The sequence below is a fragment of the Pseudoalteromonas sp. SR41-1 genome (assembly GCF_014164015.1).
Classification (GTDB): Bacteria; Pseudomonadota; Gammaproteobacteria; order Enterobacterales; family Alteromonadaceae; genus Pseudoalteromonas; species Pseudoalteromonas distincta.
Map to the genome: position 1 here is coordinate 91,036 of NZ_JACJEK010000014.1, position 20,329 is coordinate 111,364.

Consider the following 20,329-nt stretch of genomic DNA (forward strand, 5'->3'; position numbering starts at 1 on the left):
TGAGTTCTAATTACAAAATTTTAGCGCATCGGTGCAAAAAGTAAACTCTTTATTTACGCCATTATTATTAGTTTTGACTATTTTAGAGGGAGGCATAATTAAATTACCTTGCACACCATCACAGCCTAAGCTTTCAAGTATCTTTAAAGTCTCAGGTTTTTCAATTAAACAGGCTAAAACTTCAATGCCAAAGCCATGACAAATATTGTTCACTGTTTGAATAAAAAATTGGCTTTGCGTGTTATCAAGAAGGTCTTGAATATAACTACCATCAATTTTTACAAACTCAATGTCTAAACCCTGTAAATACCTAAACGACGTTAAGCTCGTTCCAAAGTGTTCTATACACACACTAATACCAATATCTTTAATTGCATCTATGTGCTTTGAAGCTATATGTACATTATAAAGTAAACTAATTTCATGTAACTCAAATATAAGGTTAGTTTTTATAACAGGTTTAGTGTGGGCATAAAGGGTAAGCCATTGTATAAAATCAGCCGAATATAAAGATGCCTTACTTACGTTTAAAGCAAATACGTCATCAGGGTATTGTTCTTTAACGTTTACAAAGTTACGAATTATTTTTTTGTCTAACTCTTCGGTTAAATTAAGCTTTTCGGCCATAGCAAATAAATGGCCATTATTAACCTTTTCACCTTCATGGGTAAAGTGGGCAAAAGCCTCAAAGTAACACTGCTTATTTTGTGAGTTAGCGCGTTTAACTGGCTGCACCGAAAAGCTAACCTCACCAGAGTCAATAATCGACTGAATAAGTGTACGCCATTGTTTAACACTAAATAGCGTGTCTTTATCTATTTTGTTAGTTTCTATTGTATCGCCAATAGTACTACCCGTATCCAAAGCAGATAAAACACTACCAATAGACGAGCCTTTATTCACTTCCAATATTGCAAAATTAGCAAACCCATTAACGTGTAAGCTATTTTTTTGTTTACTAAAAGCATCGGTAATTTCTAAGCGAGTTCTATTTAAAAACTGCGTATCGTAAGGTATAAGGGCAATAAAAGTACTACCATTTAACCTAAATATTTTAGAGTTAGTAAGGTTACCAATAATTTTAGTAAGAATAACGCTCACATCTTTTACATGCGCGTCACCATCTTGATAACTAACACTTTGGTTTATATTTGTAAGTGAAGGTAGAGTAATCATCATTGCAGTGAGTGGCGCATCGGTGGTTATTGTGTCTACAACCGAGCTAAAGTGATTTTCAAATAACTTTCGGTTACCTAACCCTGTTAAAGAATCAATATAAACTTCTTCTGTTAAGGCTTGGGTTTGTTTAGTTAAAGAATCAAAAGTACTTTGTAAGTTAATAACCATATTGTTTATAGCTTTAGTTACAGTGCGTAGCTCTCGTGCAATAGGTATTTCTTCGTTTAATGTAAAGCGTTTACGAGTAACAAGGTGAGCTTGATGCTCAACTGCTTTTAAAGGCTTAAATACTTCACGTAATATTAAAAAGGCAACTGCAAGCGAGGTAATTAGTATTAAAAAAGAACCATAAAAACTGCGTTTTGTATGCTCCCACAACGTTACATAAGACTGTCCAGTATGGCTTGTAACCTCAAGTATACCCGCCATAATCCAACCATTATTTAGTTCCGACTGCATAGTGGGTGCTTTTAAACTACTTAAAGCAATAAACCAATTAGGCACAGACTCAACACGCTTAGGATTTTCCAGATCAAATACAACTTGGCTTTGTGAATTTGTAAATTTAATTTCTTTATAGTAACCAGAATCAAAAATAGCAGTAGCCATTGTTTCAGCTATTACTAAGTTTTCTGGATCTAAGTAAGGCGAAATAGAAAGCCCTAAGCTAGTAGCAGTGTCTTGGGCATGGCTTCCCATTTGGGTTTGTAAGTAATCACGGGTGGTTTCAACATCTGTAACTACCCTAACCACAAATGAAACAACCGAAATAACGATTATTAAACCGTAAACTTGGGTTTTAAGACTCAATCCATTTTTAAAAAGTCGAGACATAACTGGTAGTTCCTTTAATGTTACTTTTAATGGGAGCAAGCTCACCTTGTTCAATTCGCTCTAGCATAGTATTCCAAGCCGACACACCACGGCTATTTTTTACCTTATTGCCTAACCCTTTCGATTTTGCTAACCATAGTCCTTGACCATTAAAACTGTATATAGGCGTTAAATCGGGGCGCTTATTTGCGGGCAGCAGTTTAGTATTAAAGTTACCTAAAACAAAGGGAATTCTGTTTGGATCTTCTATATATATAAGTACCATGTGGGGCTGGTTTACTGTGCGCTGTCGGACATACATTAAACGAATTTTATCCTCAGGAACACCTAGCGCTATTAACGTAAAGTATTTAGCAATAACGTAGTCTTCGCAATCGCCCATACCAACACCTAAACTCTCTAGTGGGGTAGCCCAGTAGTCTTTTTGCTGCCAAAGATCTTTATCGCTTTTGTATTTAATGTTTTTATTAAAAAAATCGTTAACAAGGTGAATTTTTTTCCATTCGCTTTCATCAGCCGAGTCATCAATAAAGTTAAGCCAATCTTTAATTCGTTTATGACCTTCGTTGCCATACTGTTGCTGTGCACGGGTAATAATATCGCTATTACGCAAATACAAAAGCATATCTTGTGCGCATACAAAAAACGAGACAATAAATAAAATGCAAAGCCCTAAGCGCACAAATGTTCCTTAAGTTGGTAATCCCTAATAAACGACATTAATCAGTATAGTATTATTACTTTTAAAAAGGTAGATCATCAAAAAGAATTAGATGCCCCAATATGACTCAACCCGACCAGTTTGGTGCAACATAAAGTTAACAAAAAAACAACCTAAAAGGATGTTTTATTTATTGAGTCAAATAGTATGGCGTGTATAATAATCCTAACACAAGGTATGTGAAGCACGTTATATGGAAGTAAACTTTAGTTTCTTCTTTATATATTTACAAAATAATAATGAAAGGAATTAAAGTGAAAGTTTTAAAAGCCGTATTACCTGTAGCTGGCCTTGGAACACGTATGTTGCCAGCCACAAAAGCCATCCCTAAAGAAATGCTTCCTCTGGTAGATAAACCTTTAATTCAATACGTAGTTGACGAAGCTGTAGCGGCTGGCATTAAAGAAATTGTGCTTGTTACACACGCTTCAAAAAACTCAATTGAAAACCATTTTGACACAAGCTTTGAGCTAGAAGCCACACTAGAGGCGCGCGTAAAGCGTAGTTTACTAGAAGAGGTTCGCTCAATAGTGCCAAAAGATGTAACCGTAATTTCGGTTCGCCAATCAGCACCACTAGGCTTAGGCCATGCTGTTTTAGCAGCGCGCCCAATTGTTGGTAATAACCCATTTGCAGTAATGTTACCAGACGTAATTATTGATAAATATAAATCAAACCCAAAAACCGACAATTTAAGCCAAATGATCGACCGATTCGACAAAACGGGCTACAACCAAGTAATGGTAGAGCCAGTACCAAAAGAGCAAGTGCATCAGTATGGTGTAGTTGATATAGCCGGTAAAAAAGTAAATGCAGGCGAAAATGCTGCAATTAAAAACATGGTCGAAAAACCAAATAACGATGAAGCACCGAGTAATTTAGCTATTACAGGGCGTTATGTTGTATCGCCTACTATTTGGGATTTACTAGAGTACACCCCACCAGGTGCAGGCGGCGAAATACAACTTACCGATGCTTTATTACAATTGCGCCACCTAGAAACACTCGAAGCATACCACTTAAAAGGCCAGTCGCACGATTGTGGTTCTAAGTTGGGCTATATGCTTGCCAATGTAGAATATGCAATGCAATCAAGCCATATGGGTGAAGAGTTTACTAAACAAGCCATGGAACTATTAAGTAATTATAAATGAAACATATTAGACAATTAAGCCTAGATGGTTTAAGAGGCATAGCCGCATTGTCAGTTGTTATTTATCATTATTTCTACCGTATAGATGAAATATATAACACTGGCTCTAATGAAATGGATTGGACTTACTTTGGTCATTTTGGCGTTCATTTGTTTTTTATGATAAGTGGTTTTGTTATTTTTATGTCTATAAGTAAGGAAACCAAGCCAGTAAGTTTCATTGTTAGTCGCTTTTCTAGATTATACCCAACATATTTTTTTGCTGTAATTATTACTTTTACAGTTGTTTACATATTTGGTCTTCAAGGACGTGAGGTTGGAGTATTTAACGCTTTATTAAATTTATTAATGTTTCAAGAGTTTTTGGGTATTTCACACGTTGATGGAGTTTATTGGACATTAACTGTTGAAATTACATTTTATTTTTGGTGTTTCGTTTTGATCTTATTTAAAAAAATAGATCTTTTGATATTCACACTTTTTTCATTTTTATTTTTATCTTTTACTGTTGAATTATTACCTGAAAATATTTATAAAATTATAGGGAAATTATTTTTCATTAATTATGTCAGTTTCTTTTTGCTCGGAGTAATGACATATAAGTTAAAAAAGGAATATTTAAAATATAGAAATGTATTTCAGATTCTTTTAATTTTTACTGTGTTATTTATTAATAATGAAAATGAGGATTTCATAGCTTACGGTTTTATTTATATTTTCTTTTTATTAGGTGTCTATGATGTTCTTAAATTCCTAAAATTCAAAGTTTTTATATTTATGGGTGAAATCTCTTATTCATTATATTTAGTTCATCAAAACATAGGTTATGTAATAATTACAAAAATGATGAATGCTAACATTCCAAAGTTAGCGGCTGCACTAGTGGCTTTTATTGTCTCAGTGCTTTTAGCAAAGCTTATGTATACTTATATTGAAGTTAAACTGAGTAAGTACGTTAAGCTTTATTTAAATAATAAATTAAAAGAAGCTAGAATATGAAAGTTACATTCTATGGTATAGGTTACGTAGGCTTAGTACAAGCTACTGTGCTGGCGGATGCAGGGCACGATGTATGTTGTGTAGATATTGACGAAACGCGTATAAACAACCTAAAAAAGGCATTATTCCTATTTATGAGCCTGGCTTAACACCTTTAGTTGAAAAAAACTTTGCTGACGGGCGTTTAATATTTACAACCGATGTTAAGTTTGGTGTTGAATTCGGTGATTTACAGTTTATTGCAGTAGGCACACCGCCAGACGAGGATGGTTCAGCTGATTTAAAATACGTACTCAAAGTAGCTGAAACAATCGCTACTCATATGTCTACGTCTAAAGTAATTATTGATAAGTCAACTGTACCAGTAGGTACAGCAAATAAAGTAAAAGCAAAAATACAAAGTGTGCTTAATGTACGTAAAAGCGATTTAGAATTTGCTGTTGTGTCAAACCCTGAGTTTTTAAAAGAAGGCGCCGCAGTAAATGACTGCAAACGCCCAGAACGCATAATAATTGGAACCGATTCAAAAACAGCTGAAGAACAAATGCGTGAGTTATACGCACCTTTCAACCGTAACCACGAAAAAAATAATTGTTATGGATATAAAAAGTGCTGAACTAACCAAATACGCTGCCAATTGTATGTTAGCAACCAAAATAAGCTTTATGAACGAAATGGCTAACATCGCAGAACGAGTAGGGGCTGACATAGAAAGCGTCCGGCAGGGCATTGGTTCTGACTCGCGTATTGGTTTTCAGTTTATATACCCAGGCTGTGGTTACGGTGGATCGTGTTTTCCAAAAGACGTTCAAGCATTAGTACGCACTGCCGATGGGATAGGCTACGAATCACAAATACTAAAAGCTGTTGAAGCGGTAAATTACGCACAAAAAAATAAAATGTTTGAATACATTAGCAAACACTTTGATTTAGCAAATAACCCTGGTGCAATAAAAGGCAAAACGTTTGCAGTATGGGGATTAAGCTTTAAACCAAACACCGACGATATGCGTGAAGCGCCTAGTCGAATATTAATGGAACAGCTCTGGGCTGCGGGCGCAAATGTACAAGCCTACGACCCAGAGGCAATGGAAAAAACACAGCGTATTTATGGATCCCGTACAGATTTAAGCTTAATGGGTACTAAAGAATCGGTTTTAAATAATGCTGATGCGTTAGTAATTTGTACCGAATGGCAAAATTTTAGAGCACCAGACTTTGATTTAATTAAATCACAATTAAACGAGTTAGTAATATTTGATGGGCGTAACTTATTTGACCCTGAACGCATGGATAAAAAATTAATTAAGTACTACGGCATTGGTCGCGGTTTATCGATTCTAGGAGAATAAATAATGAAATATTTAGTAACAGGTGCCGCAGGCTTTATTGGTAATTTTGTAGCTGAACGCTTATGTAACGATGGCCACGAAGTAGTAGGGCTAGATAACCTAAACGACTATTACGATCCTGCATTAAAACATGCAAGGCTTGAGCGTATTAAACACCTTACTCAATTTCGTTTTGTAAAAATGGATTTAGCCGACAGAGACGGCATAGCCAACTTATTTAAAGATGAAAAATTTGACCGCGTTATACACTTAGCAGCGCAAGCTGGCGTGCGTTACTCAATAGAAAACCCAATGGCTTACATTGACTCTAACTTAGTGGGCACTGCTACTATTTTAGAAGGGTGTCGCCACAATAAAGTACAGCATTTAGTGTATGCATCATCAAGCTCTGTTTATGGCATGAACGAAAAAATGCCATTTTCGACTGATGACGCAGTAGATCATCCGGTATCACTTTATGCTGCTACTAAGAAGTCGAATGAACTAATGGCTCATAGTTATAGCCATTTATATGATTTACCAACGACTGGTTTACGATTTTTCACCGTGTATGGTCCTTGGGGTCGCCCAGATATGGCACCTTACTTATTTACAGATGCTATTTTAAATGACCGCGAGATCAAAGTATTCAATAACGGTAAAATGAAGCGTGATTTTACATACATAGACGACATAGTTGAGGGCATAATACGTATTCAAGATGTGGTTCCTGTGCGTAATGCAAATAATACCAACACTTCACCTGAATCTAGTAAAGCACCATACCGTGTGTTTAATATTGGTAATAACGAACCTATCGCATTAATGACCTTTATTGAGTCAATTGAAAAAGCGGCAGGTAAAATAGCCGACAAAAATTATATGCCAATGCAAGCAGGTGACGTACCAGCAACATTCGCAGATATAGATAGCCTACAAAAAGAAGTTGGCTTTAAACCTAATACAAACATTGAATACGGTATGCAACAGTTTGTTAATTGGTATAAGAAATATAATTCATAAAAGAGAAAATAACGTTGAAAGGTATATATTTAATAAATTCACTTGAAGGCGGTGGTGCTGAAAGAGTATTTAGTAATTTAGTTAAAATTCAAAGCGAATCAGAAACACTAAATAGTTTTTCTGTTATTTTACTCGATGATAAAAAAGTTGCTTATCAACTTCCATCAGAAATACATTTAAACCAGCTAAACGGACCAAGACCTAGCTTAAAGAATTTAATTGATTTTTTAGTGCTAATAAAAAAAGAAAAACCTACGTATGTAGTTAGTTTTTTAACAAGGGCTAATTTTTTTAATGTTTTAGGCTCTCTTATTTTTGGTTACAAGTCAATCATAAGCGAACGAAGTAATACTGATGGAAGATTAAATAAACGTTTTTATTATATAAAAAAAATTGTAACTAAGCTGGTTTACGGAAAAGCAGATAAGATTATTGCAGTATCAAAAGGTGTAGAAAACTGTTTGATTGAAAATTATTTTATTAACCCCAAAAATGTTGTTTCTTTACATAACCCTGTCAATATTAATATGATAGAAAAGATTGCGAAAGATTCAAATGTTAGCATTACTAAACCATACATAGCAGTCATGGGTAGGTTAGTTACTTCAAAATGTTTTGATGTTTTAATCGATGCTTATGCTTTAGCAGATATAAAAGAAGACCTTAGAATATTAGGCGAAGGTCCAGAACTTGAGCGTTTAAAATGTAAAGTAATAAGCTTAAAATTAGAGAAAAAAATCCATTTTATGGGGTTTCAAAAAAATCCTTATGTTTATATTAAAAATGCAGATTTTTTTATATTACCTTCAAGTTTAGAAGGCTTTCCTAATGCATTAGTAGAAGCTATGGCTTTAAAAAAAGCTGTAATAAGTACTAATTGCACTGATGGTCCTAGTGAGATTCTAAAGTTAAATCAGCTTATTCCTGCTGAAGAGTATGTTGAAACTGAGTACGGGATAATGATTAACGTTAAGGACAAAATAGGTTTGTCGAAAGCTATACGCACCTTAAGTCTTAATGAAAGTTTAAAAAATAAATTAGCTAAAAAAAGTTATTTAAGAGTTCAGGATTATTCGCCAGATAAATTTCGCGATAAATTTGTTGAAATAATAGTAAATACATTAGCAAACCAAAATAATGAGAAGCCATTGATATGAGAAATATTCGTTTAGCCTTTTTAGGCGGTCGTGGAATTTACTCAAACTATGGTGGGGTAGAGAATGCTATTAGAGAAATTTCAGATGTAATAAGTCAGAAAGAAAATACAAAAGTTACTGTTTATGGAACAAAAACGGAAGACTTTAGTAAAGTAAATCAAGAAATTATAAAAAATGTACAAGCAGTAAATAGTCCAAGTTGGATTTATAAAAAACTAGGACAACACGGAATTATTTTTTGGTGTGTTTTGCACTTAATGTTTATAAGTAGACCAAATGTAGTTTTTGTATTTGCTTCTGGACCATGTATTTTTACACCTTTACTACGTTTAAGCGGAATAAAAGTTGTATCGAGCCTAAGGGCAATTGATAGCGCAAGAGATAAGTGGGGATTTGTTAGTCGTAACATTTTACGCATGGGTGAATATTGTGCTTGGCGTTTTGCAAATGTATTTACGGCTAATAGTAAAGAAATGATTGAGATCTATAGCAAATACAGATCTGATGCTTTGTTTGTACCAAACGGTGCTAAATCAATTAACGTTGACGCTGTAAATACGCTCAGTAAATATAATTTAATTCCTGACGAATATATGTTATTCGCTGCAAGGATTGATCCTGTAAAAAGGTTACACCTTTTGGTTAATGCACATAATAATATATCTCAAAAACGTAGAATGAAATTGGTTATTGCTGGCGGTAACTCTAAAGATCCAGAGTACCTAAATAAACAGATTAGTGATGCAAATGGAGATATTTTATTTGTTGGACATTTAGGGCAACAAGAATTGGAAGCTTTATTGAAAAACAGTAGAGCTTTTATATCGCCATCAATCTTAGAGGGCATGTCTAACAGTATTCTTTCTGCAATGATAAATGGTAAAGCAGTTTTAGCCGCTGATATTAAAGCTAACACAGATATTCTTGATGATGATAGGGCAGTATTCCCTGCAGATAATTTAGACTTACTGCAGTCTGGTCTTATGAAAATATCTAATGATAAAGATTTTTGTTTTAATCTTGGTGTTAAGTTGAAGGAGCATGCACAAAGTAATTTCTCTTGGGAAAGCACCGCTAATAAATTTTACAACGCAGCGTTGTCTTGCATTAACGCAAAAGATGATAGCTAAATATGTGGACGATTATAGCCCTTATAGTGGGCTTAATTTTTTTATACATAACCGCAACTAAAGGGGCTAAGCTTAAAAATACTAGTTTACTGTTTGTAGGTTTGGCTATTTGGTTGAGGTATTTTCTCTCTGCTTTTCATGAGATAACATTTCCACCAATAGTTGCTGGATTATCTATAAATGCTTTAGCCGCTATTATAGTTGCGAGTATTGGGATTTTTTTATTACCAATAAAAATATTATTAATAAAAAAATTAACACCGGTGTATATTTTTATTATATGTATTTTTATAAGTGCTCTAGTAAACGTTAGTATAATTGGGTTTATTTCAGCAATAACAAAATGGATATATTTTATCGCGATTACTATGCATTTTTTTATTGCTATAAATTATTTAAAAACGAGTGTTGCAATACGTTATATATTAATTCCATTAGGTATGCCGGTGGTTTTGCAAGTTATATCTATTTTTTTGGGGCAAAGTAAAGCTACTGAGGCGGATGGATCAGTGAGTTTTGTTGGTGGTTACAATCACGAAGCGGTATTTTCTATTTTAGTATTTACATTTCTTTGTATGTTAACACTTGTTCCAAAGAAAAAAATAAAATTTCAAAATGTATTAATAATAATTTCAATATTTAGTTTAATAATGACTAATTATAGAACAACATTACTCGCGTGTTTACCTGTGCTTATTTTTTACATGTGGACTCAAGTAACCTACTCACTAATAAAAACTCAAAGGCTGGCTGTTTCTTTATTTTTGACAATTGCGGTTGTAGTTTTCGGTGGGGTTTTAGTCGTTTTATTTGGTGAAAGATTTTCAGATATTGTTGTTGTAATTAATCAGGCTGGGGATCTTATAAAGCCAGCAATATATTATTCAAGAAGTCAGCAGGATATTTTTTCGGCTCGAGTATATTACTGGAGTTTATATATTACTGAGTATGTTAACTCTGGATTACAAGTTCACATATTCGGGTTTGGACCAGATAACTGGAAGAACTATTTTGAAAAGTACGCCCATAACTCTTTTGTTTCGTACTTATTTGAGTATGGGATTTTAGGGCTTGTATCTTTTGTATTTTTATTAACAGCTCCAATTTTGTGGCTATTAAAAATAATAAATAATAAAAATGTTATAAAAACAGAAATAAGTAGTCGTCTGTTAGCTTGTCATTTAGGTTTTTTTATTTTGAATTTAGCAACTATGCCACTTTGGCAAATAGAGGGGTCTACTCTTTACGCTTTAATAACAGCATTGACAATATATAATCAACATACGGTTCGCAATAACAAATTAAGGGGCAGAAAATTATGATTATGTCTAAGCATGATTATAAAAGATATTTATTAGAAGATAAAAAAAGTCTCGGTGCTAAAGATAGCTTTAAAGAATGGCTATTTCACGATATCTGGCGTTTTCAAAGAGCTTTAAGAAGAGCCGAATATTGGACTAATTGCCATAAATCTTTTGCTGGTAGAGTTTTGGGGTTATTATTCAGGTTTTACTCAAAAAAAGTAGGGCAAAAATTTGGCTTTACAATACCCGTTAATACTTTTGGAGCGGGTTTATCAATTGCTCACATCGGCACCATCGTTATTAACTCTCATACAAGAATAGGTACTAATTGTAGAGTCCATGTTTGTGTCAATATTGGAGCAGCAACTAATAATAGCTTACATGTCCCAATCATTGGAGATAATTGTTATATAGGCCCGGGGGCAAAATTGTATGGGGATATTATTATTGGCGATAATACTGGAATAGGTGCAAATAGTGTTGTAAACAAATCATTTAAAGAAGGAAATCAAACTATAGCAGGATTACCGGCTAGAAAAGTATCAGATAGAGGTCCTATGCAATTTCGTTCTTTTAGCGTAACACAGAGTAAATAAGTATATGAGTTTTGCGAAGCAGTTTTCTTACTCTTCATTACACCGAATTATTCAAGTTTTTTCATCTATTATACTCGTATTATGTATGATGAAAGTATGGGGAAAGAGTGAGTATGGGTATTATGCATATTATATATCAATAGCTACGATACTTTTAGCAATAGCTGAATTTGGTACTCCTAATGTATTTAGGCGTAATTATACAGATACTGAAAGTCACACAAAGAAAGAAGTTTATAGCTCTCTTTATGTACTTAGGCTTTTATTTATAACCCCAATAGCTCTGACTTTTTTAGGGTTAGGATGGTACTATAATAGTTTGTTTTTTATCTACTATAGCCTTGTAACAGTAATTATTAGTTTCAGACTAAATGAATACAAATTAGAGATGAACTCTGAAAATAAATTTATCTCAAAAATGAAAAGTTTGATTTATTTATTTGGATTAATTACAAAAGTGACTGCAATTTATAACGGAGCGACGTTAGAGACTATTGGATTAATTACCCTAATTGAGCATTGTCTTTTTACACTTGCATTTATCAAGAGAACAGGTTTTGACTTTAAGTTCAATATGTTGAAAAAAGATTTATTAAAGGCTTTTTTTTACACATCTGCAGCGTTCGCATCTACGTACATAATCGCCTTACTTGGAGGGAAGATATACACGTTATTAGTATTTAATGTTTTAGGAAGTGAGGAAACAGCTGTTTTTGCTTTTTCCACACGAATGCTGGAAATACTTTTAGTCCCAACGCAAGTATTTCCTGTTGTTATAATTCCACTACTAATGAAAAGCACATTAAGCAGAGATATTTTGTACACTCATATAAATAGAGCTTTTTCGTATTTATATTTGGGAATAACGATATGTTCTGTATTTGTTTTACCTATTATTTTACCTTACATTATCGACGGTACCGAAAATATAGTCCAATTTTTACCTTTGTATTGTTTAACTCTAGTGTTTTCTTTGGGAAACACTTTAGCTGGAGTATATTTTATATCACTTAATTATAACAAAATATTAATTTATAGATCTTTAGGCTTGCTTATTAGTAATTTAAGCACTGGCTTGTTGTTTATGGAATTGTGGGGCTTATTGGGTACTATTTACTCTATTATTTTCTCATTTTTTATTGTAGATATTGTTGGAGCTGTATTTAGTTTAGCATGCCGCAAAGAGTATAGATTCCGATTAGCTGGCTTTTTAAAGCCATGGTTATTACTTAAGTCAATTTTAAACTTGTCTGAAACTTTTAGACACAACAATAATAGTTAGAATAATAAACCTTCGCTACCATGGTTTGGATTATACGAGTTCAGTATTGATGATTGTTGGTGTTTTTTTCATGCTTCTTTGATATATAAATATCAGCCGGATTGGCGGATATTTAATGATTCAGGAAATATTTTATTTAATTATTTTACTGACTTTATTAAATTATTTCGTATGGAGGTATTTTATATAATTTGTGTTTTTTACGTTTTAGTATTTGACAAGGGATTTCTAAAAATATTCTTCGAGACAGATTAAACCGAGTTATGATTCCTTTAATATTCACTGGAGGTACAATTAATTCAGTATTTAATTATTATAGTTTCAATGAACACTACAGCGGAGTTTACAACTATATTCTCAAAGGTGATTGGATGGGACACCTTTGGTTTATAGGTAATTTAGCTATATATTATTTATGTTTTTACTTTCTTTTGACCCTATGTTGTAAAAGTAAGAATGTTAATAACAGTAAAATATACTATTTTCTTTCATAGTTACACCTCTTTCCTCGGTTTTTCTTTTTGGTTTGGTTTGCATAATAAAACCTGAAATTTTATTTATCTCAACAAGAGCTCTTCTTGATTATGCTCCTTACTTTATTCTTGGTATGTATTTGTATAAAGAGAGAGATGCATTTTTTGAATTAATGAATATAAATTTAACAATGGCTAAAATTGTATTTACAAGCGCTTTATTTTATTCTCTGTCTTTATTGTTATCTGCAACTAACTATCTTCTACTAAAGTTTTTGTTACATTCATAGGAGCCTTTTTTGGGATAGCATCAATCTCTTTACTTTCTTATATCGGTCGAAATAAAAGTGAAAAAATAAAACTCCTTTCCGATGCTATTTATACAATCTATTTGTTACATCAACCTGTTATTGTTATTCTTTAATAATGTCTAAGTATACCCTCCCTATACTGATTTAGTTTTTGAAAATTTGTATTTTTACCCTTTTAAGTACATTTTATTTCCATCAATTAATAGTTAAAAAATCTAATATATTAGCATTTCCTTTTAGTGGTAAATTACGAAATAGTAAATGAATGTAATATCCCATATTATAAATAGATATGAATTACTTTATTTGAAATATTATTTTCGGTAGGTAAACACCAGAAACACTTTAATTTAATATATTTAACCTCTAGATAAATTTAAATGCAATTCTGGGTTTGCATTTAAATTAAAGGTAATTTTATTTACATTGAGTTAGATTATTTGGTTGATAAGCTAAGTCACCGTAATATGAGAAATTAGTATTAACAAAATCAATTGCAGTTGTATTTGTGTTTAAGTAGCGTAAATCACATAGTCTCGCAGATTCATCAACTTTTACGGTTGAATTTAACATCCTAATATGAGAATCAAAGGCGATTAAAGCAGACACGTTTGCTGTATTTATATAACATTCGGTGCATGTAAATTCATTGTTCCATAATTTTAAGTTATACCTTGCTTCGTTACCTGATAATGACTTTATTTTATTTAAAGTAATATTTTTTCCTTTAAGATCTAGATCTGCATCTCTACTATTTGAAATTACTGTATTATTAATAGTTATATTGCTGGTATTTGTATTTGAGACTATTCCGTCACCTTGCTGGTAGCTTCTACACCCTTCAATACCACCGATATTGTTTGATATAGATACATTATCTATTAATATATCCTTAGAATATCCATCTATAAGAATACCTGAAATGTGACAATCTCTTTCATTTTCAGTAGAAGTCGCTAGACCATCTAAAATTGTGTTTGAAATACTAATATTATGGGTGTCAGAACCATTTATGCGTATACCAGCCTTGTAATAACCCATACTTTTTAAGTTATTTATCGAAATATTAGATACATACTTATCAATATTGCTATCAAATTCTATGCAACTAGAGTTGTTGTAAGCATTAACACTCTCAATGTTTACGTTTTCAACATTATTATTTTTAAACCGGAAACAATACCTGGTGTTTAAAAATGATAAGTTTCTAAATGAAATATTACTACGAGCAATAACAAGCCCTGAGTTACCACCTGAATAAAAATTGTAATTGCTACTAAATGTCACATTATTAAGCCCAACAACTTCCATTGGATGACTACCTTGATTAAGTACTAGAGCATCAGTTTGTGAGTAAGTTCCAGGAAGCAAATTGATTTTATTTAATGATGTGTCAGATAATAAATTGTTTAGATTACTAATGGACGCAGGAGAATTCGCTGTATAACCATTACCAGAACCATCAGGACTAATAAAGGCTGTATTTGCTTGTAATGTAAATGAAAATAAGAAGAACGATGATACTATAATAAATTTTTTCATGATTTATACCTTTAGTAAATTAATATTCAAATAGGTTTGAAAAATGAATAGGTAAACAAAGGTATAGTTATGAATTTCAACTAGTGTCTATGCGGTAACCCCGCTACCATAATAAATGAAGTATTTACTTTAGGCCGGAAGCTTTGCGTCCTTGATTTTCACCAAGTTTGCCTTTATCACTTTCTGCTTCTATTATAGTAAAGTTTGACTCAATTGAAAGCTTAAACTTTATTTAATTATAACTCACTGAATTAATTAAGCTAAAGTTAACTGGATTACCTATTTGAGGAACGGTGGACATGAGATTCATACGTAATCATTGAAATTATCTAATCAAAAACTGGAAGTTTTATTATTTAATGATTATTAAAGTATGGCTTTTAAGAGCCAAATTATAAAAATATTATTCTAACAAACATACTCTACTAATAGCTTTATTCTTCTTTGCTATAATCCATTTATCTAAAAAATATTTCTAAGTTGATTGCTTGAGTTTTTTAATTGCATATTATATAGTTAATAAACTATATAAATTTCTATTAAGTATTGCTACAGGTATATAATTTTATTTATTTCAAGGATGTGACACAGTTGTAAAGAAAATGGATATACTCTTTCATTGCCCCTATAATCTGTATTTTTAATAAAGACGACTTTATATAAGAATGAAGTGACTATGTGCTTTAACGTCTCGAATGTAAGGTTTTTTATTTCACATATTATCAAATGCTAATCATTAATAACTACTATGATGAATTTACAAAAATCTAAAATTCCAAAGCTTTAAAGTTGTACTCAATTGTTTAATTAATCTGAAGCGAAATAATCCCTAATTCAAGATTCAAAAATGTCAAAAATTAAACGTAACCCATAAAAAATACTTGCTATACTTGAGTCATAATTAGACTACACGCGCAAAGTTCTTAGTCAAGTAGCACTTCTGCGAAAGTTTGGTGGGGCAGTAGCGAAAGGTTGACGGTACGTTGGTCATCTCGATTTTGATTAAGAGCCATATTTAATAAGTGTCGAAAACAATGTCAGCATTACCTTAAATGGTTTTGTAAATCATGATGGTATTGTAATGAATATCCGGCTATTGATGATGTAAAACCTACAGTACTAAAGGGTAACGTTTCATTGAAGTAACTGTATTATTATACTTAGAGTAACAATTGGTTCGAGCTTAATTGTTGGAGCCGGAGCCCTGATAAGTAAAGATTTACCAATTAATGCCGTATATGCCCGGGACTCAGCTAATAAATTAAATTTCTAGCGGAATAGCAACATGGAATTTTAGATAATATTTTAGACACAAAAGGAATTAAACCTAAAAGATATTTTATTAAACGCCATGATAAACAATATTTTTATTATAGATCTATAATTAATATTTATAAAAGCTGTTATGTATTCTAAATGTGCAGGGTGTTGGAGTAGTGTATCGAATATTTGTATCCAATCGAGTTTACATTTAGGTTGAGGTTTACGCTTCAAAATGCTTTTATTAAGTTGTACATTAAGTTAATGTTCAAATAACGGTTAGGTTTAACGTTATATTTAATATTAGTAACTCCTTAATTCGATGTTTTATAAGATAAATAAACTAAACTTTCAGCGAGCTTTAACTTGAACATAAAAAATGATCCCGCAGTAAATAGTTTTTTACAAAGAATGCCAAAAAACATTCAAGAAACCTTTACTGATGAGCAGCTAATGTATCTAAAAGTTGCGATAGGTGCTCGTCAGTGGGGGAAACATAGTGTTGACTTTCGCGGCGTACTCAGCTTTTTTAGATATCGTTATTATATAGTTTTTTTAGGTGGTCGTAATAGGCGAGTGCTTAGTGAGGGGAGTAAAAAAATCTCTCTATTATTAAAAGTTTTTTTTACCAGTGTGCTTGCACTTCTACTACTATTATCATTTACATTAATAGCTTATTTGATTAAATCTGCGTTGGGAATTGATTTGTTTGAAGGATATTCATTTGGTGTTTGGTCTCGGTTTAAGAGCCTATTTAATTAAACTCACCTTATCCTAATTGTTCTTTTTTCGTTAGAATGTAAATTTTTCTGTTATTCGAACTTAATAGTAATGTATGGCTAAGCTCGCAAAAATATTGTAAAATTATTATTAAATCTACTTCTAAGTATTTGCTATAAAGGAATGGAATCGCATGACCTCTTCAAGGACTTTTAAGCCTAACGGCTCCTCAGATGCTAGTTTTTATAGATTGTTCGACATTTTTTCGCTATTTTTGGCCTTTCAATGCTCGAGTTTTCTTTATCATTTTGAGCTAACTACCCACTACATGATTGCAATATTAACTGTTGCCTTAAGTTACTTATACTGCGCTGAAATATTTTCGGCTTATCGTTCGTGGCGTGCAGGTAAATTTAGAGACATGATTTTTACAGCCTGGAGTGCATTGTTTTTAGCATTTGCCACTTTGTTTTTTGTTATGTTTGTTTTTAAGTTGACTGAGTCACTTTCACGAGTTGGTTTAGGTTTATGGTTACTGTTTAGTATTATATTTTTATACACGTGGCGCTATGCCGTTAATTTATATAAACGAAATCGCCGTAAGCTCGGTATGAACTTACGTAATGTTGCCATAGTAGGGGCTACTGAGTCGGCGGTATATTTATATGACGAGATTGAAAAAAACGATGAGTTAGGTTTTAAGTTTTTAGGCTTTTATGACGACCGTAAGCCAGAACGATTATTTAATAATGTAGCTACTTACGAAGTAACAGGCACAATACAAAACGCTATTTGTGCAGCACGCGAGGGAAAAATAGACATACTCTACATTGCACTGCCAATGAAAGCTGATAAGCGCATAGCAGATCTATTATTGCAACTGGGTGATACCACTGTAGATGTACATTTTATACCCGACTTTTTACTATCAAACTTAATACATGCACGTGTAGAGCATGTTGGTAACGTAGACACACTAAGCGTATTTGAATCGCCTTTTATTGGTGCGCGTGAGTTTATAAAACGCACCGAAGACATAGTAGTGTCGTCGATTATATTAATGCTTATTTCACCCATACTTATTGCTATAGCGTTCGCTGTTAAATTTACTTCAAAAGGACCTGTAATTTTTAAGCAAGACCGCTACGGGCTTGACGGACGTAAAATTAAAGTGTGGAAGTTTCGCTCAATGAGCGTGACCGAAAACAGCACAGTGGTAACTCAAGCCACTAAAAACGATTCCCGTATAACACCATTAGGTGGTTTTTTACGCCGCACCAGCCTAGACGAACTGCCGCAATTTATAAATGTTTTAAAAGGCGATATGTCGATTGTGGGGCCTCGGCCACATGCTGTTGCACATAACGAGGAGTACCGTAAAAAAGTAGAGTTTTATATGCTACGCCATAAAGCAAAGCCCGGTATAACAGGTTGGGCTCAAATCAATGGTTGGCGAGGCGAAACCGATACCCTTAATAAAATGGAAAAACGGGTAGAATTTGACTTGCACTATATTAAGCATTGGTCGTTATGGTTTGATATAAAAATTATTTTTTTAACAATATTTAAGGGATTTAAAAATGCAAACGCTTACTAATCCGGTTAAAGGCTTACTTTTAATTGTAAGTATGGGGGTTACATCCCCAGCATTTGCGGCGCTTAAGCCAGGCAGTGTTATAACTAAAGACGGCGCAGAAATTACGCCTACTTTAACTACAGGAGTTAGCAGTAATGATAACTTTTTTAGCACCCCGAATGATGAAGAGTCGCGTTTAATATGGACTATTACCCCAAACATTGATGCACTGATAGAAGATGGCGTAAATTATTACAGTATTAATGCAGCTACGAGTACAAGCTTGCATAACAAAGACAGCGCAGATAATTTTACCCAAGTTAATTTAAGTGCTGCAACGCATAACGAATTTACCAGCCAACATAGGTTAGATATTAATGCCAGCGCCGATTGGTTGTATGAGCCACGTGGTAGCGGTTTAACTGAAGGCTTAGGTGATGCAATTAACGAGCTGGTAGAATACCAACAACACAATTTTAATGCTCGATACGAATATGGTGCCGTAAGCTCAAAAGCCCAAGTTGCACTGCAGGCTGGTTTTTTTAACAAAAAATACCAAAATTTTAGAGCTGTTTCACAATTTCGTGATTACGATAAAACGTTAATGGGTATTACTGCTTACTACAATACACAAGCTTCAAGCAGAACCTTTATAGAGTTAAAGCGCGAAGATTATCGTTATGATGTGATGCAGGCTAATGGTATTAGCCGCGATTCTGACGATACTAAATTACTAGCCGGTATGGAATGGGAGGCAACGGCAGTTACCTCAGGCTCGTTTAAGTTAGGTTATCAAAAAAAGAGCTTTATATCGGCTCAGCGTGAAGATTTTAGCGGTTTAAGTTGGGAAGCTGCGGTTAATTGGCAGCCATTAAGTTATTCGACCGTGCAGTTAAGCACTAGTCGTGCAGCAAAAGATCCATTAGTTGAAGGCGATTACATAAAAGAAAGTACATATGGTATTAATTGGGCACATAATTGGAGCGACTATTTAAGCTCACTTGCTGGTGTTAATTACACTAATGAGCAATATACTGGTGATGTAGGCCGTAAAGATAAATCCAAAAGTGCACGTTTAGGTTTGAACTATATTGCGAGTAAGTTTGGTATGGTGTCTACCTATGTAGACTTTATTGATAAAGATTCTACTCAAAGCGCAATAGAGTTTGACCGCGTTATTGTAGGTGTTAATTTTACATTCGCTTTAAAGGCTAATTAATGAAGTTTATTTTTAGTTTAACGCTGCTATTTTTAAGCAGCGTTTGTTTTGCACAGTCTGAGCAAAATTATGTATTAGGTGCAGGAGATATGGTTGAAATAAAAGTTTTTGGCCAGCCTGATTTAGAGGTTACTGCACTTTTAGGTAATAGTGGTGAGGTTAATTACCCGTTTTTAGGTAAAGTGAAATTAGCGGGGCTTAGCATTTCTGAAGTTGAACAGGTTATAACACAAGGCTTACAACCTGATTACTTAATAAACCCTAATGTATACGTTCAAGTTGTTGAATATAGGCCTTTTTATATTCATGGTGAAGTTAAAGACCCTGGTGCCTACCCTTATCAACCTTCTATGACAGTAAACCAAGCTATAGCACTTGCTGGTGGTTTAACTGAGCGTGCATCTGTTGATAAAATATACATATTTAAAGAGCAAACTAAACAGCAGCAACAAAAAGGTGGTTTAAACAGCCTAATTGCAGCGGGCGATACAATAAAAATCGAACAGCGCTTATTTTAAG

16 protein-coding genes, 1 pseudogene and 1 riboswitch are annotated in these 20,329 nt (G+C 33.2%); of the genes and pseudogenes, 14 read left to right on the forward strand and 3 right to left on the reverse strand.

All coding sequences use genetic code 11. The features are described 5' to 3' along the window. Positions 1-6: 6 nt before the first annotated feature. Positions 7-2,013 (reverse strand): EAL domain-containing protein, encoded by a 2,007-nt coding sequence (locus H5118_RS13490; RefSeq protein WP_182749104.1) that lies wholly within the window; start codon positions 2,011-2,013, stop codon positions 7-9. Then, entirely contained in the window at positions 1,997-2,695 is a 699-nt protein-coding gene (locus tag H5118_RS13495) for a transglutaminase-like cysteine peptidase (protein WP_182749105.1), read from the reverse strand. Before H5118_RS13495 ends, H5118_RS13490 begins: the two co-directional genes overlap by 17 nt. 293 nt (positions 2,696-2,988) lie before the next feature. Between H5118_RS13495 and galU the strand changes: the two genes are divergently transcribed. The 10 genes and pseudogenes from galU to H5118_RS20930 all read left to right on the forward strand — a co-directional run bounded on the left by galU (position 2,989) and on the right by H5118_RS20930 (position 13,203). Beyond that, positions 2,989-3,888 (forward strand): UTP--glucose-1-phosphate uridylyltransferase GalU, encoded by a 900-nt coding sequence (gene galU, locus H5118_RS13500; RefSeq protein WP_182749106.1) that lies wholly within the window; start codon positions 2,989-2,991, stop codon positions 3,886-3,888. Continuing rightward, positions 3,885-4,886: an acyltransferase gene (locus tag H5118_RS13505; RefSeq protein WP_182749107.1), complete on the forward strand. Its 1,002-nt coding sequence runs from the start codon at positions 3,885-3,887 to the stop codon at positions 4,884-4,886. The genes galU and H5118_RS13505 overlap by 4 nt, the downstream gene beginning before the upstream one ends. Then, a pseudogene (locus H5118_RS13510) lies at positions 4,883-6,238 on the forward strand (UDP-glucose dehydrogenase family protein). Before H5118_RS13505 ends, H5118_RS13510 begins: the two are co-directional and overlap by 4 nt. 3 nt (positions 6,239-6,241) lie before the next feature. Beyond that, the gene (locus H5118_RS13515; protein WP_182737681.1) at positions 6,242-7,240 is read left to right on the forward strand and encodes an NAD-dependent epimerase; all 999 of its coding nucleotides are present in this window, start codon (positions 6,242-6,244) and stop codon (positions 7,238-7,240) included. A gap of 14 nt (positions 7,241-7,254) precedes the next feature. Beyond that, positions 7,255-8,397, forward strand: coding sequence for a glycosyltransferase (locus tag H5118_RS13520; RefSeq protein ID WP_182749108.1), 1,143 nt, complete (start codon positions 7,255-7,257; stop codon positions 8,395-8,397). Beyond that, positions 8,394-9,527 carry a glycosyltransferase family 4 protein gene (locus H5118_RS13525; RefSeq protein ID WP_182749109.1) on the forward strand — a complete coding sequence of 378 codons (1,134 nt, stop codon included), beginning with the start codon at positions 8,394-8,396 and terminating at the stop codon, positions 9,525-9,527. The genes H5118_RS13520 and H5118_RS13525 overlap by 4 nt, the downstream gene beginning before the upstream one ends. A 2-nt stretch (positions 9,528-9,529) precedes the next feature. Then, on the forward strand, positions 9,530-10,849 hold the full coding sequence (locus H5118_RS13530) for an O-antigen ligase family protein (protein WP_182737672.1): 1,320 nt from the start codon (positions 9,530-9,532) through the stop codon (positions 10,847-10,849). Next, positions 10,846-11,427 carry a serine O-acetyltransferase gene (locus H5118_RS13535; protein WP_182749110.1) on the forward strand — a complete coding sequence of 194 codons (582 nt, stop codon included), beginning with the start codon at positions 10,846-10,848 and terminating at the stop codon, positions 11,425-11,427. Before H5118_RS13530 ends, H5118_RS13535 begins: the two co-directional genes overlap by 4 nt. An 85-nt stretch (positions 11,428-11,512) precedes the next feature. Further along, positions 11,513-12,709, forward strand: coding sequence for a lipopolysaccharide biosynthesis protein (locus H5118_RS13540; RefSeq protein ID WP_182749112.1), 1,197 nt, complete (start codon positions 11,513-11,515; stop codon positions 12,707-12,709). Positions 12,710-12,945: 236 nt separating this feature from the next. After that, positions 12,946-13,203, forward strand: a complete 258-nt coding sequence (locus H5118_RS20930) for an acyltransferase family protein (RefSeq protein WP_409074713.1) — start codon at positions 12,946-12,948, stop codon at positions 13,201-13,203. Between the two features lie 707 nt (positions 13,204-13,910). On the opposite strand, the gene H5118_RS13550 is transcribed toward H5118_RS20930, so the two are convergent. Further along, the gene (locus H5118_RS13550; RefSeq protein WP_182749113.1) at positions 13,911-15,035 is read right to left on the reverse strand and encodes a hypothetical protein; all 1,125 of its coding nucleotides are present in this window, start codon (positions 15,033-15,035) and stop codon (positions 13,911-13,913) included. A gap of 90 nt (positions 15,036-15,125) precedes the next feature. Next, positions 15,126-15,217, reverse strand: a riboswitch (cyclic di-GMP riboswitch). Positions 15,218-16,706: 1,489 nt separating this feature from the next. Between H5118_RS13550 and H5118_RS13555 the strand changes: the two genes are divergently transcribed. From H5118_RS13555 to H5118_RS13570, 4 genes are all read left to right on the forward strand, one after another. Further along, positions 16,707-17,057 carry a 3-phosphoshikimate 1-carboxyvinyltransferase gene (locus tag H5118_RS13555; protein WP_182737810.1) on the forward strand — a complete coding sequence of 117 codons (351 nt, stop codon included), beginning with the start codon at positions 16,707-16,709 and terminating at the stop codon, positions 17,055-17,057. Between the two features lie 151 nt (positions 17,058-17,208). After that, a complete protein-coding gene (locus tag H5118_RS13560; RefSeq protein WP_182749114.1) occupies positions 17,209-18,612 on the forward strand; it encodes an undecaprenyl-phosphate glucose phosphotransferase in 1,404 nt (467 codons plus the stop codon). Continuing rightward, the gene (locus H5118_RS13565; protein ID WP_182749115.1) at positions 18,596-19,810 is read left to right on the forward strand and encodes an outer membrane beta-barrel protein; all 1,215 of its coding nucleotides are present in this window, start codon (positions 18,596-18,598) and stop codon (positions 19,808-19,810) included. Before H5118_RS13560 ends, H5118_RS13565 begins: the two co-directional genes overlap by 17 nt. Continuing rightward, positions 19,810-20,328: a polysaccharide biosynthesis/export family protein gene (locus tag H5118_RS13570; protein WP_182737648.1), complete on the forward strand. Its 519-nt coding sequence runs from the start codon at positions 19,810-19,812 to the stop codon at positions 20,326-20,328. Before H5118_RS13565 ends, H5118_RS13570 begins: the two co-directional genes overlap by 1 nt. Position 20,329 lies beyond the last annotated feature (1 nt).

What these genes read in the sequence shown, in the direction of transcription:
- H5118_RS13490 (WP_182749104.1), bottom strand. Translation starts at nt 2,013, where the DNA reads ATGTCTCGACTTTTTAAAAATGGATTGAGTCTTAAAACCCAAGTTTAC.
- H5118_RS13555 (WP_182737810.1), top strand. Translation starts at nt 16,707, where the DNA reads ATGCCAAAAAACATTCAAGAAACCTTTACTGATGAGCAGCTAATGTAT.
- H5118_RS13550 (WP_182749113.1), bottom strand. Translation starts at nt 15,035, where the DNA reads ATGAAAAAATTTATTATAGTATCATCGTTCTTCTTATTTTCATTTACA.
- H5118_RS13530 (WP_182737672.1), top strand. Translation starts at nt 9,530, where the DNA reads ATGTGGACGATTATAGCCCTTATAGTGGGCTTAATTTTTTTATACATA.
- H5118_RS13525 (WP_182749109.1), top strand. Translation starts at nt 8,394, where the DNA reads ATGAGAAATATTCGTTTAGCCTTTTTAGGCGGTCGTGGAATTTACTCA.
- H5118_RS13570 (WP_182737648.1), top strand. Translation starts at nt 19,810, where the DNA reads ATGAAGTTTATTTTTAGTTTAACGCTGCTATTTTTAAGCAGCGTTTGT.
- H5118_RS13540 (WP_182749112.1), top strand. Translation starts at nt 11,513, where the DNA reads ATGATGAAAGTATGGGGAAAGAGTGAGTATGGGTATTATGCATATTAT.
- H5118_RS13560 (WP_182749114.1), top strand. Translation starts at nt 17,209, where the DNA reads ATGACCTCTTCAAGGACTTTTAAGCCTAACGGCTCCTCAGATGCTAGT.
- H5118_RS13515 (WP_182737681.1), top strand. Translation starts at nt 6,242, where the DNA reads ATGAAATATTTAGTAACAGGTGCCGCAGGCTTTATTGGTAATTTTGTA.
- H5118_RS13535 (WP_182749110.1), top strand. Translation starts at nt 10,846, where the DNA reads ATGATTATGTCTAAGCATGATTATAAAAGATATTTATTAGAAGATAAA.
- H5118_RS13505 (WP_182749107.1), top strand. Translation starts at nt 3,885, where the DNA reads ATGAAACATATTAGACAATTAAGCCTAGATGGTTTAAGAGGCATAGCC.
- H5118_RS13565 (WP_182749115.1), top strand. Translation starts at nt 18,596, where the DNA reads ATGCAAACGCTTACTAATCCGGTTAAAGGCTTACTTTTAATTGTAAGT.